The sequence below is a fragment of the Streptomyces sp. NPDC052023 genome (genome assembly GCF_044548465.1).
GTDB lineage: Bacteria > Actinomycetota > Actinomycetes > Streptomycetales > Streptomycetaceae > Streptomyces.
The window spans coordinates 105,841-118,639 of record NZ_JBIUBW010000003.1; the positions used below are offsets into that span (position 1 = coordinate 105,841).

Consider the following 12,799-nt stretch of genomic DNA (forward strand, 5'->3'; position numbering starts at 1 on the left):
ACGACGGGCCCGGAGGGGAGTGGGCTCAGACGGGCGCGTCGCCCCGCGGCAGCCGCCACTCGCGCGGCGTCATCCCGTACGCCGCCCGGAACCGCCGGGTGAAGTGGCTCGGGCTGGAGAATCCGCACCGTGCGGCGACGGCACCGATCGTGAGGTGGGCATGACCGGGCGAGCGCAGCAGCCGGCGCGCCGCTTCCAGCCGTTCGGTGATGAGCCACTGCTCGAGGCTGACGCCGGCGCCGCTCAGGACGAGGTAGAGATGGCGCAACGAGACGGCGTGCGCGGCGGCGATCCGTTCCGGCGTCAGATCGTGATCGGTGAGATACCGGCGGGCGTAGGCCAGGACGCGGGTCAGCAGGGTCTCCTCCAGAACGGTGCCGGCCCGCGGCGTCCGCTCGCCGTGCGCGGCCGAGACCAGCAGGGCGCGGACCAGTTGTGCGGTGGCGCTGGCCACGGCGGCCGCTCCCGGGTCGGCCACCAGACGGTCCGGGTCCCGCCACAGTCCGCGCAGGTGCCCGAGCACCAGGTCGTACATCGGGCTGGCCCGCAACCGGCCGGACGCCTCCAGCACGGTCTCCAGCGGCAGACCGAGCCGCTCGACGTCGAACGTCATGGCCTGCGAGGCGCCGTCGCCGGACCAGCCGTACACGCGTGGCACCAGTTCGTGGAAGACGGTGATGTCGTCCGCGCCGTACAGCTCCCGCCGTCCCGCCACCTCGCCCCGGCCGGCGCCCTCGGTCTGGAGCGAGACGGAGACGACGGGGTTGCTGCGGTGCCCGCGCACGTGCCGCTCCGTCCGGTGCACCGTGAAACCCGAACTGCGGGACCGGAAGAGCATGATGTCGTCGAGCCGCCACAGCTCCATACGCGCGTGCATGCCCGTCGCGCTGACCTCGTGCACGACGTCGTTGGGTACCGAGTCGTCCGTCAGGGCGTGGTGGAAGGCGTCCGCCCGCTCTCCCGGCGCCACGGTGTCGAGGTCCAGCAGCAGCACATTGTCCCCCATCCATAGGATCTGACCCGCAGTGTGCGGCGGCCCCCGCACGCGACCGGGCACGGAGCGGGCGGCGTTCGTCCTCGGTCAAGGCCTGTGCACGGGAGGCAAAACCCGCCCCCGCGCGGATACCGGCACCGGGTCGTCACCCCCGCTGCCCCAGCCGCTCCCGCAACTGCCCGCGCGAGGTGATGCCGAGCTTCGGATAGATCCGGTACAGGTGGGCTCCCACGGTGCGCGGGGAGAGATAGAGCTGCTGACCGATGTCCCGGTTCGACAGCCCCGTCGCGGCCAGTTGGGCGATCTGCAGCTCCTGCGGTGTGAGCAGCTCCCAGTCCGTGGGGCTGCGCTGCCCGCCTCCCTCACCGGCGGAGCGCAGTTCCTGGCGGGCGCGCTCGTGCCACGGCTCGGCGCGCAGCGAGGCGAAGGACTCCCGCGCGATCCGCAGCGGCGTACGGGACTCCGTCACCCGTCGTCTGCGCCGCAGCCACGCCCCGTACGCGAGCAACAGGCGTGCCCGGGTGAAGGGTTCCTGCGACATGTCCAGATCGAGCGCCGCCCGGAACCGTGCCTCGGCGCTGTCGTCGTCCGCCAGCAGCGCCTGTGCGAAGCCCAGGCCGGCCCGGACCGTCCGGGCCGTGGCCGGTGCGGCCCGCTCCTGAAGTCCGCTCAGCGCCTGCCGGGCCTGGGCCAGATGCTCGTCGCTCACCGCGGACTCGGCGAGGACGGGGAGGGCGAGGGTCTGCAGGTACGGATGGTGCGCCGGGTCCGTGGGGTCGAAGACCCGCCACACACAGGCGAACGCCTCCGCCTGCCGGCCCGCCGCCAGCCCGATCAGACCCCGCGTGATCTGGATGAAGGCGAGGTTGGACGGGTTGGCCACGGCCAGGCCCTGCCGCTCGGCCTCCGCGATGGCGCCCTGCGCGGCCGCCACGTCGCCGAGCACGGCCGTCAGTTGCGCCTTCGCGATGAGCGCGCCGGTGAGCCACCGGCGCTGCCCGCTCTCCTGCGCCAGCCGGACGGCCTCGGCCACGCTCGGCACGCCCGCCTCCCAGTCCACGACATGGGCCGAGGTGAAGGACAGCGACACCAGGGTCTGGGTCAGCAGGCCGAGCCGGCCCTGCGCCCGCAGGCCGGCGGCCGCGTGGCGCAGGAAGCCTCCCGCCAGGTCGTAGGCGCCCGCCATGGTGGCCGCCGCACCGAGCGTGCCGGCGGCGATGACGTCGTAACCGCCCTCGGACTCGAGCCGTTCGAGGCGCTCGACCACCGTGCTGCCGTTCTCCAGCGGCGTCGCAGCGGCCAGTACGTACACCAGTTCGGCGTGCAGTTCCGGCACCGGCAGCCGCTCGGCCGCGGCGACCACCCGCTCGCGTGTCTCGCGCCCCGGGTCGGCCCACCAGCAGCGGCGCGCCGCCGCCCGCAGCAGTGTGAGCGCCAGTCCGGGGTGCCCCGCGTCCGCCGCCGACTCCGCGGTGGCGATGAGCAGGCGCAGTCGCGGCACGCTCGCCGACACATCGGTCTCGAGCCGCTCACGCAGCAGCACGAGCCGGGCCCGTTCCCGTTCGTCGAGGTCGAGCGGCGCGGCCAGGTGCAGCAGGGTCTCGGCCCGCTCGGCGTCGCCGAGTTCGAGTGTCAGCTCCGCCGCGTGCAGCAGCCGGCCGGCCCGGCGCGACGGACGCTCGCCGAGGGCCACGGCGCGCTCCAGGGCGGCGAGGGCGACGGCCGGTGCGCCGCGCGCCTCGGCGCGGGCCGCCGTCCTCTCCAGCGCCTCGGCGACGGACTCGTCGGGCCGGCCGCTGGCCGCGGCCCGGTGCCAGGCCTGGCGGTCGGGGCGGCCCTCCAGTACGGCGGCAAGGGCGCCGTGCGCGGCGAGGCGTTCGGCGAGCGGGGCGGTGTGCAGCACCGCCGACCGCACCAGCGGGTGGGAGAAGAGGACGCGCTGCGCGTCCGCCGTGACGAGGCCGCTCGCCACGGCGGGACGAAGGGCGTCGGCGTCGAGCGCTGTGCGCGCCAGCCCGGAAGCCGCCGCGAGAACGTCCCCCAGCAGCCCCTCCTCGTCGGAGGCGGCGACGAGCAGCGCCGTCCGCGTGTCCGGCGGCAGATCGGCCAGCCGGGAGCTGAACGCCTGTTCGAGTCTTGACGTGAGGGGGACGGCCGGGGAGGTCAGGGCGTCCGCGGACGTGGCCCGGCCGCGCAGGGCGGCCGGCAGTTCGATGAGGGCCAGCGGATTGCCGGCGGCCCCGTCCAGCACCTGGCGGCGCAGCGGCGGTTCGAGCCCGGGCCGCACGGTGTCCAGGAGGTCGCGCGCGGCGGTCGCGGTGAGCGGTTCGAGCCGCAACTCGGGCACGGCGGAGGCGTCCAGAGGCGTCACGCACCCCTCGCGGACGCCGAGCAGCATCCCCAGCGGTTCGGCGCCGAGCCGCCGGGCCACGAACGCGAGCACGTCCAGCGTCGGCGCGTCCAGCCACTGCGCGTCGTCGGCGACCAGCAGCACGGGTGCCTCGTCGGCGGCGTCGCCGAGCAGGCTGAGCGTCGCCAGGGCGATCATGAAGAACTGCGGGGCGCCCTCCGTCGCCGACGGCTCGGCCATCCCGAACGCCCCGAGCAGCGCCCGCGCCTGCACGGGCGGCAGGTGCCCGACACGGTCCAGCAGCCCGTGCGTCAGCTGGTGCAGCCCCGCGTACGGCAGATGCGTCTCGGCCTCCACACCGGAGGCGGTGAGCACGGTGAGACCGGCGGCGCGGGCCCGCCGCCCGGTGCGCGACAGCAGCGCCGACTTGCCGATGCCCGGCGCGCCACGGACCACGAGTGCCGCGCCCGTGTCCGGCAGCCCGTCCACGAGCGCGTCGAGAGCGGCCAGTTCCCCCGCCCGGCCGAAGAGCTCGTCGCCCGGCACCCGGCACCCCCTCGGACCTGTGTTTCTGTGCAGATGGAGCATTCTATGTGCACGGCTGGAGAACGAGATGTGCGCGCGCTGCAAAGACCCCGAAGGCCCGACGGCGACAGTCACTTCGTGGTCGGCGTGCGGATGCCTGGGGCGCGGCCGGGGACCAGGCTGGACGGGACACGGGGCGACCGGCGGCGCAGCCGCGCCCGTGCCGCCGGCAGGAGGGCCCATGACGAAGACCGTGATCGACACCTCGGGATTCCCCGAGCGGGGGGACAAACTGCGCCGCTGGCGCCAGGCGGTCTCCCGGGACACCCTGCCGGTGACGATCGTGTCCCACGGCGAGCGGCCACCGGAAGGCCGGATGACCACCCAGGCCCTCGGGCACCTGCTGTTCGTCGTCACGGAGGCGGAGCCGCAGCGGTTCGTGCGCAGCGGACGCCGGATCGCCCGGGGCGCGGACGGGAAGCCCGGCTACGTGGGTGCGGCCGTGGTCGGGTCCACCGGCGGGTCGCTGCGGCAGCGCGGCCGGACCCTGCACCTGCGCGACGGCGACCTGCTCCTGTGGGACACCGAGTCCGCGCACGAGTTCGACTTCCCACGCGGCGTACGCATGACGGCATGTCTCGTCCCGCGCGACGCACTGGGCGCCCGGGCCGAGGCCTTCGCGGCGGTCACCCCTGTCACGGTGGACCCGGACAGTGCCGCGGCGGCCGTGCTCGGGCCACTGGTGACGGCACTGGCCGGCTCCGCCGCCCACTGCCCCGACCACGTCGCCCGTCAGCTGGCGGGCGGCGTCACCGACCTCGTCGCCTCGCTCGTCGCCGACCACACCGGCGGGTCACCGGGTTCCGGGACGAGCCCTCGTCAGGCACTCGCCCAGGAGATACGCACGTACGTGGACCGCAACCTCGCGGACGCCGGCCTCAGCCCCGAGGCCATCGCCACCGCCCATCACATGTCCGTCCGGTCCCTGCACAAGCTCTTCGAGGGGGAGGGCGTCACCGTGGGCGGGCTGATCCGGGGACGGCGTCTGGAGGAGTGCGCCAAGGACCTCCTCAGGGCGGGCACGGCCCAGCAGACCATCGCGGCCGTGGCCCGCTCCTGGGGTTTCGCCAACCCCGCCCACTTCAGCCGCCTGTTCCGATCCGTGTACGGCACGACCCCCAGCCGGTGGCGCCGCACCGGCGGGCAGGCCGCCCTGCCGCCCGGCGGGCCCCGTCACATCATCCGGCAGCCGCGGCTGCGCGAGACCCCCGCGGACCGGAGCACCGTCAGATGACCTAACGGACCGCGCGGGGACCCACGCAGGGTGGAGGTATGAGCCAGCCGACCGGTTTCCTCCCCGACGAGCAGGCGGCCTCCCACCGCCTCGGCCCGCTGCACGTGGTCACGTACCGAGGTGCGGCCCCCCATGTCCTGCGATCACCGCGCCCGGGCCCCGGGTTCGTGGGCGCCGGCACCCAGACCGTGGGCAGGGCGGTGCTGACGGACCACGGGACGTGCGCGCCGGGCGAGGCCTTCGTGGTGGACATGGCACGGCCGTGGACGCTGCGGGAACTCGGCGACTTCCGCCTGCACCTCTTCCTTCTGCCCCGCGACGTGATCGGTGCCCAGGACCGTGAACTCGGCGCACTGTGGGGCGTGCACGGGCCCTCCGGCGGCGTGGCAGGGCTGCTCGCCCCCCTCCTTGCCACCGTCGCCGAGGCAGCGCCGTCCTACCGCGGATCCGTCGCGCGCGGTGTCGCCGGGAGCGTGGCCGACCTGCTCGGCACCATCGCCGCGGCGGGTACCTCCGAGGCCACGGCCGGCTCCGGCGAGGGGGACGGGATGGCCCGCCGGATCCGCCAGTTCGTGAACGACAACCTGGCCGACCCCGCCCTCGGCCCGGAGCTGATCGCCGCCCACCACCGCGTGTCGGTGCGCTACTTGCACAAGGTGTTCGCCGGGGAGGCAACGACCCTCAGCCGCTGGATCCGGCAGCGGCGCCTCGAGGAGTGCCGGCGCGAACTGGCCCGGCCCGTGGGCGGTGACACCGGTGCCGTCTTCTCGGCCGTGGCCCGGCGCTGGGGTTTCGTCAACGCCGCGCACTTCAGCCGCAGTTTCCGCGCCGCGTACGGGATCTCGCCGGGCGAGTGGCACCGCATCCGGAACCTGGCCTGACGGGCGTCCGGCCCGTGCGCCCACGGCACAGCGCGGTGCACGCGCGGGCGCTCCGGGCCGACCGGGGCGGCCTAGCTTGCGGGGGACGGACGCCGGCCGCCGAAGGCGGGGGCCGGATGCCGGGCCACCGCCGACCGCCGGACACCCGCCGGACCCCGGAACGCTCCCGGCCCGCACACCTGCCCGCCGTACGCCGGAGAACCGGCGGCGCACCACCACCGAACGAGGGAGACGACATGACCGAGCCGCACCCCGTCAACCGCCGCAGGATCATGGCGGCGGGCGCCGCCGTCGCCGCCGCGAGCCTCGCCGCCGTACCGGCACACGCCAGCGGACAGAACGAGCGGCACCACGAGGAGCCCGTACCCACGGTCGTCCTGGTGCACGGGGCGTTCGCCGACGGATCCAGCTGGGCTCCGGTGACCGGCCGGCTCCAGCGCCTCGGGTACGAGGTGAAGGCCGTCGCCAACCCGCTGCGCGGGCTCGCCTTCGACGCCGCCCAGGTGCGGGCCGTGCTGGACTCCGTCCCCGGCCCCGTCGTACTCGTGGGGCACTCCTACGGCGGTGCGGTGATCACCGAGGCCGCCGCCGGCGCCGCCAACGTCGAGGCCCTCGTGTACGTGGCCGCCTTCGTCCCGGACGCCGGCGAGGTGCTGGGCGAACTCTCCGCGAGGTTCCCCGGCTCCGAACTCGAGCCCGCCCTGTCGGCCGTACCTGTGACAGGCCCCGACGGGAGGCCCGGCCTCGACCTCTACATCCGACCGGACCGCTTCCGGCACGTCTTCGCCGGGGACGTGCCCGGCAGCACCGCCCGGATGCTCGGGGCGGCGCAACGGCCCCTGAGTGCCACCGCCTTCGGGGACAGGGCCACCGTCGCCGCCTGGCGGACCATCCCCTCCTGGAACCTGGTCGCCACCCGTGACCGGGGCATCGTCCCCGAACTCCAGCGCTTCCAGGCACGCCGGGCCGGTTCCCGCACCGTCGAGATCACCAGCTCCCATCTGCCGCTGTACAGCCGCCCCGACGCGGTCGCCGCCCTGATCAAGGCCGCCGCCCGCACCGTCACCTCGTCCTGAGCCCCCGTCCCCGCAGGAGACCACCATGTCCACACCCCACGACCTCGAGCAGATCGACCGCATCAACGCGGGAGGCCGTACCCCCGTCGTCTTCGTGCACGGCCTGTGGCTGCTGCCCAGCAGCTGGGACCGCTGGGCGACGGTCTTCGAGGCCGCCGGATACGCCCCGTTGACCCCTGGCTGGCCCGACGACCCCGACACCGTGGCCGAGGCCAACGCCCATCCCGAGGTGTTCGCCGGCAAGAGCGTCGGCCAGGTCGCCGACCACTTCGCCGGCCTCGTGGGCCGGCTGGAGCGCAAGCCGGTCGTCATCGGCCACTCCTTCGGCGGCCTCATCACGCAGATGATCGCCGGACGCGGTCTGTCCGCCGCCTCCGTCGCCATCGACCCGGCACCCTTCCGCGGTGTGCTGCCGCTGCCGTTCTCCTCGCTGCGCGCGGCGAGCGCCGTCCTCGGCAACCCGGCCAACTACCACCGCGCGGTGCCTCTCACCTACGAGCAGTTCCGCTACTCCTTCGCCAACGCGGTCAGCGAGGAGGAGGCCAAGGAGCTCTACGCGCAGTTCGCCGTGCCCGCGCCGGGCGAGCCGCTGTTCCAGGCCGCCGTCGCCAACATCAATCCGTGGACCGAGGTGAAGGTCGACACCCGCACGCCCGAACGCGGCCCGCTGCTGATCATCTCCGGCGAGAAGGACCACACCGTGCCGTGGGCCATCGCCGACGCCTCGTACAAGAAGCAGGCCCGCAACGAGCACGCGGTCACCGAGATCACCGAGATCAAGGGCCGTGGGCACGCCCTCACCATCGACAGCGGCTGGCGCGAGGTGGCCGACACCGCGCTCGCCTTCGTCCGCCGGTTCGCGGGCTGACAACCGCTCACCGGGAAGCCGTACGGCCGGGCGCCGGCGGGCCGTACGACGAGAGGGTGCCGGTGCATGTCCGGCACCCTCCTCCGTGTCCCGCCGGGCACCGCGGCGCGGGTCACTCACCGCCCAGGGCCCGGGCGAGCGCCGCGCGGGAGGTGATCCCCAGCTTCGGGTAGATCCGGTACAGATGGTCGGCGACGGTCCGCGGCGACACCCGCAGCCGCTGTCCTATGTCCTTGTTCGTGAGCCCGTCCGCCGCGAGCTGGGCGACCCGCAGCTCATGCGCCGTCAGCAACTCCCGCCCGCCGTGCGGTTCCCCCGCCGCCTGCCCGGCGGCGCGCAGTTCGCGCTCCGCCTGCCGCGCCCAGGGCACGGCGCCCAGCGCGACGAACGTCCGGCGCGCCTCGCCCAGCGCGTCGCGTGCCCCCGCACGCTGCTGCCGGCGCAGCCGGACGCCGTGCGCGAGCCGCAGCCGGGCCCCTTCGAAGACCCACTGTCCGGCTCCGGGAACGGCGTAGGCCGCCTCGTAGCGGCCGTCGGCCTCGTCGTCGCCCGCGGCGAGCGCCGAGGCGGCGGCGAGGAGAAAGGCGTGATGCGGGGAGATGTCAGCCATCCGTGCCGCGCGCGCCGCGGCCAGGTGGGCGCGGGCGGCTTCGTGACGCCCGGTGTGGGTGGCGGCCGACACGAAGTCGAAGAAGGGCAGGTGGAACCAGGGCAGGCCCTGCGGCAGCACGCCGGGCGGGGTGAGCTCCGCCAGGCGGACGTAGGCCTCCTCGTACCGGCCGTGCCCGAGCGCGGCCAGGGCGCGCAGGTGCGTCAGGTGGTCCTCGACGAACTTCATACGGGCGCGGGCCGCGAGTGGACGGATGCTCCGCTCGGCCTGAAGCAGCCCCTCCTCGTCCCCGCGCCCGGCCAGGAAGTGGGCGTAGTGGTGCCGGAACAGCAGGGCGTTGCAGTGGTATCCGAGGTCCTCCGCGGCCTGGGCCTCGCGCAGACAGGCCTCCGCCTGGTCCCAGCGGCCGTGCAGATAGTCCTGGTAGCTCCGGGCCTTCGCGATCGTGCCCTGGGTGGCGTACGCGTGCTGGCCCGTGAACCGGCGCCACAGGGTGCTGTCGGCCGCGTCGACGGCCGCGGCGGTCCACAGCAGCAGCCAGGCCGCGCCGGCCTCCTGCTCCTCGCTCAGGGCGGAGGCGAGCGAGCGCAGTTCCTCGACCGCGCCGTGGGCCGTCCTCGCCGGATCCGACCAGACGCGGTGACACAGCCGGGCCAGCGGGGAGACACGGTGCCGGTGCCTCTCCAGGGCCCGCCAGCCCCGTGGGTCGTTCGTGTACGCCGAGGCGAGCAGCAGCTTGAAGTACACCTGCTCGGCGAGGCCCGCGAACGACTGCGCGCCCGGCTCGGCCAGCGCGTCGAGGGCCTCGGGCAGCAAGGTGAACGAGGAGGCGAAGTCGATGCGGTGGCTCTGGTCGACGTAGACCGCGGCATAGGCGAACAGCGGCGCGATGTCGTCCGGTACGGGGGAGCGCCGGAGCTCCGCCACGATGCGCGCCGTGTACGGCAGGCGTCCGCCGCGGGCCGCCATCACGGCCGCCCAGGTCAAGCGGCGCGCCCGGGAGCCGGGGTCGGTGCTGAGGACGGCGGCGCGGTCGAGCAGCAGCGCCGCCTCCGAGTCGCCGCCGCGCCGGGAGAGGCGACGGCCGGCCGCGTCCAGCCGCGCGGCGAGTTCCTCGTCCGGGAACAGCGATGCGGCGGCCTCGTGCACCAGCCGGCGCGGGTCGTCCGCCGGAAGGGCCTCGGCGAGCTCGCGGTGCGCTTCGCGCTTGTCGGCGCTCGTCGCCCGGGAGACGACCGCGCTGCCGACCAGTGGGTGCCGGAAGGCCAGCCGGCCGGAGGAGTCCAGCCGCGCCAGGCCGCCGGCCTCGATCTCGTCCAGCACCTCCACCGCCCGTTCGCCCGCGTGGACGCGGAGCCACTTCCCGGCGCTCCAGGCCGCCGGCCCGCCGCCCAGGGCCACCAGCAGCAGCACCCGGATCGCCTCGGGGGCCAGGGCGTCGAGGCGGTGGGCGAACAGCCGCTCCAGCCGCCGCCCGAGAGGGACCCGGTCCGGCAGGTCGCCGTTCCACTGCTCGGGGCTCAGCTGGAGGGGCAGTTCGACCAGGGCCAGAGGGTTTCCCGCGGCTTCCCTGACGATGCGCCGGACGGCGGGCGTCCCCAGCTCGGGATGGCGCCGGCGGAGCAGGCGGGCCGCGTCGTCGGGCGCCAGCGCCTCCAGGGTCACCGGCCGGGCCGGACGGCCGTCGGAGCTGGTGCCGTCGGGGGCCGTGCCGTCCGGCCGCCCGGCGCTCACGATCACCAGGGGCAGCTCGGAGATCCTGCGGTGCAGGAAGGTGAAGACCGCCGCGCTGGAGGAGTCCACCCAGTGCAGGTCGTCGACGAGGATCAGCAGCGGGCGGCGCCGCGTCGCCTCCAGGAGCAGCGACAGGGCAGCGGCGCCCACGACGAGGCCGCCGAGAGCTCGTCCCTCGCACAGACCGAGCGCCGACTCCAGGGCCTCACGCTGACATGGGGCAAGTAGTTCGGCGTATCCCATGAGGGGCCGGAAGACCTGGTGCAGCGCACCGAACGCCAGCTCGGCCTCGGCCTCGGAACCCACCGCGCGCAGCACGGAGAAGCCGCGCTCGCGCGCCTGCGCCGCCGTCCACTCCAGCAGCGCGGTCTTGCCGATCCCGGCCTCGCCGCGCAGGTGGGTCGCCGAGCCCCTGCCGGGCCCGTTGCGCGCTTCGTCGAGCGCACGGCCGAGCAGCGCCGTCTCCCGCTGCCTGCCCATGAGTTCCCTGGTGCCGTCCATCGGCATACGCGCCCCCATCACCTGGTCGACCGCTCCGTGTGCGGTGCGGTCACCCCGGAAACCGGGACTCCATCCTGTGCCGGGAGGCGGGGGCAGTTCTGTCCTGTACGTGCAGACCTGTGGCCTGTGCCCGCACATCGCCGTCACCGCCGGGCGCATCCGGGCCGGCCCGCAGCCAGCGGCGCGGCGAATGCCCGTACACGGCCTTGAAGGCCCGGCTGAAGTGCGCGGGGTTCTGGAACCCCCAGCCGTGCGCGACCGCCGAGATGCTCGGCTCGGCCCGGGCCCGGCGCAGCAGCTCGCGCCCGCACTCCTCCACCCGCCGCCGCTGGATCAGCCTGCGCACGGTGGTGTCCTCACTTTCGAAGAGCCGATGCAGATACCGGACCGAGATGCCGTGGGCCCGCGCGACGCGTTCGGGGGAGAGGCCCGGATCCCTGAGGTGGGCGTCGATGTACCGACGGATCGACCGGAGCAGAGGATGCCCGTCGGCCCGGGTGTGGTCGGCACCGTGGTGCACGGCGAACTCGTCGACGAGAGTGGCCAGCAGATCGGCCACGTGGCCCCCGAGACGCTCGCCCAGCGGCGCCGTGGTCCCACCGGCACTCGCGGCGAGCCCCGCCACGAACGGGCCGAGCAGCGCGGCGACTCCCGCGCCGGGCGGGATGACGCGTCCGGTCAGCCGTGGCACGCCGGCGCCCGAGTGGCCCAGCGCCTGCGCGGGCACCCGGAGCAGCCGCACCCGGGACCGCTCCCGCTGCTCCAGGACGAAGGGCCGGCCGAGGGCGAGCAACGCCATTTCCCCCGGCCCGGCTTCCGTGCCGCGGCCGTCCTGGTGGAGGGCCGTGCGCCCGGACATCTGGATGAGCAGCGCGAGCTGATCGGCCGGTGCGCCGGCGGCCGTGCGCGCGGTGCGGCTCACCCGCATGGGATCGGCCTCCACCGTCAACAGGCGGACGTAGCCGAGCTCCAGCGCTTCGATACTTCCCTCGAAGGGCTCCGCCGCCCGTGGCGTGACCTCCACCGGCGCCAGCCATCTGCGCATGGCGCACTGCCACGCGGTGGCCCGGCTCGCCTCGGGCAGCGACGCCGTACTCGCAACGGGACGCACACCAACTCCTCTGCTCCGGCCTGCTCGTACTCGTGGGCGCCCGCTCGCGACGCATGCGGGAGCCCCGGACCCGAGCCTGCGTGTCACCGGCGGGCCGCGACTAGGTCATCTGGCGGGTGACGGCAGTCGTCCGGCAGGTGATGCCGCTCACCTTCAGGGGACCGGCCGCCGCCGTCATCTCCCCACGGCGTGCGCCGTTCCGCTGCGCTGTCCACCGGAAGGTCCATGCGCCGACGCGAAGACCCCACAGCACGTCCGCCCGCGCCCCCGGCGCCCGTCGGCCGCCGCCGGGCCGCGTACCGGCCCTCATCCGCCGTGCATCTGACGTCCTGTCAGGCAGAAGGAAAGGACTCGTGTGGACCCGAAGAGCACCGGCCCCGCCCTTGTCGGGCAGTTGCCGCCACCCCTGCCCGCCGACCGGATCACCGTCCTCAACCAGCCGAAGGGCGACCCGCACTCCACCCGCTCCTACGAGTGGAACGGCTGGACCTTCGACGTGCCGCCCGGCGTCTTCCTACCTGGCTGGACCAGCCGCTTGATCCACGAGCGGCTGCCCGACGGACGCATCGAGACCCGCGGCCGCCGCTGTGCCGCGATGGGCGCCGGCCTCGGCGTCGAGGCCGTGGCCGCGGCCACCCGCGGCGCCCGGGAGATCCACGCGCGCGACGTCCACCCCGAGAGCGTGGCCGCCGCCACCCGTCACTACCGGCGCCTCGCCGGCGAGCACCCGGACACCGCCTTCCGTCCCGCCCTGAGCTACCTCATTGACGCCCTGCCGGACGGCGCCCAGTCCCACTGCCCTGGTCGCGCATGAGCGGGAACGGCGCGCCCGCTCCCGAGGCGGGGATCCTCCGA

General features: G+C 74.8%; 9 protein-coding genes. 5 read left to right on the forward strand and 4 right to left on the reverse strand.

Annotation, left to right across the window (positions count from 1 at the left end; translation table 11 throughout):
- Positions 1 to 25: 25 nt before the first annotated feature.
- The gene (locus tag ACIHCM_RS08020) at positions 26 to 1,006 is read right to left on the reverse strand and encodes an AraC family transcriptional regulator (protein WP_399890893.1); all 981 of its coding nucleotides are present in this window, start codon (positions 1,004 to 1,006) and stop codon (positions 26 to 28) included.
- Positions 1,007 to 1,139: 133 nt separating this feature from the next.
- The gene (locus ACIHCM_RS08025) at positions 1,140 to 3,890 is read right to left on the reverse strand and encodes an ATP-binding protein (RefSeq protein WP_399890897.1); all 2,751 of its coding nucleotides are present in this window, start codon (positions 3,888 to 3,890) and stop codon (positions 1,140 to 1,142) included.
- Positions 3,891 to 4,110: 220 nt separating this feature from the next.
- Between ACIHCM_RS08025 and ACIHCM_RS08030 the strand changes: the two genes are divergently transcribed.
- From ACIHCM_RS08030 to ACIHCM_RS08045, 4 genes are all read left to right on the forward strand, one after another.
- Positions 4,111 to 5,163, forward strand: coding sequence for a helix-turn-helix domain-containing protein (locus ACIHCM_RS08030; protein ID WP_399890900.1), 1,053 nt, complete (start codon positions 4,111 to 4,113; stop codon positions 5,161 to 5,163).
- A gap of 38 nt (positions 5,164 to 5,201) precedes the next feature.
- Complete coding sequence (locus ACIHCM_RS08035; protein WP_399890903.1) at positions 5,202 to 6,044, forward strand: helix-turn-helix domain-containing protein; 843 nt, start codon at positions 5,202 to 5,204, stop codon at positions 6,042 to 6,044.
- 236 nt (positions 6,045 to 6,280) lie between these two features.
- Complete coding sequence (locus ACIHCM_RS08040; protein WP_399890906.1) at positions 6,281 to 7,120, forward strand: alpha/beta hydrolase; 840 nt, start codon at positions 6,281 to 6,283, stop codon at positions 7,118 to 7,120.
- Positions 7,121 to 7,145: 25 nt separating this feature from the next.
- A complete protein-coding gene (locus tag ACIHCM_RS08045) occupies positions 7,146 to 7,988 on the forward strand; it encodes an alpha/beta hydrolase (RefSeq protein WP_399890908.1) in 843 nt (280 codons plus the stop codon).
- Between the two features lie 112 nt (positions 7,989 to 8,100).
- On the opposite strand, the gene ACIHCM_RS08050 is transcribed toward ACIHCM_RS08045, so the two are convergent.
- Both ACIHCM_RS08050 and ACIHCM_RS08055 read right to left on the reverse strand, forming a co-directional pair.
- Entirely contained in the window at positions 8,101 to 10,851 is a 2,751-nt protein-coding gene (locus ACIHCM_RS08050) for an ATP-binding protein (RefSeq protein WP_399890911.1), read from the reverse strand.
- 31 nt (positions 10,852 to 10,882) lie between these two features.
- Positions 10,883 to 11,944, reverse strand: coding sequence for a helix-turn-helix domain-containing protein (locus ACIHCM_RS08055; RefSeq protein WP_399890913.1), 1,062 nt, complete (start codon positions 11,942 to 11,944; stop codon positions 10,883 to 10,885).
- 355 nt (positions 11,945 to 12,299) lie between these two features.
- Here ACIHCM_RS08055 and ACIHCM_RS08060 point away from each other — a divergent pair, with 355 nt between their 5' ends.
- Positions 12,300 to 12,758: a hypothetical protein gene (locus ACIHCM_RS08060; RefSeq protein ID WP_399890916.1), complete on the forward strand. Its 459-nt coding sequence runs from the start codon at positions 12,300 to 12,302 to the stop codon at positions 12,756 to 12,758.
- Positions 12,759 to 12,799 lie beyond the last annotated feature (41 nt).

Bases quoted from the DNA above. Each gene is read 5' to 3' on its own strand.
- ACIHCM_RS08020 (WP_399890893.1), bottom strand. From the start codon at position 1,006: ATGGGGGACAATGTGCTGCTGCTGGACCTCGACACCGTGGCGCCGGGA.
- ACIHCM_RS08040 (WP_399890906.1), top strand. From the start codon at position 6,281: ATGACCGAGCCGCACCCCGTCAACCGCCGCAGGATCATGGCGGCGGGC.
- ACIHCM_RS08030 (WP_399890900.1), top strand. From the start codon at position 4,111: ATGACGAAGACCGTGATCGACACCTCGGGATTCCCCGAGCGGGGGGAC.
- ACIHCM_RS08035 (WP_399890903.1), top strand. From the start codon at position 5,202: ATGAGCCAGCCGACCGGTTTCCTCCCCGACGAGCAGGCGGCCTCCCAC.
- ACIHCM_RS08045 (WP_399890908.1), top strand. From the start codon at position 7,146: ATGTCCACACCCCACGACCTCGAGCAGATCGACCGCATCAACGCGGGA.
- ACIHCM_RS08050 (WP_399890911.1), bottom strand. From the start codon at position 10,851: ATGGGGGCGCGTATGCCGATGGACGGCACCAGGGAACTCATGGGCAGG.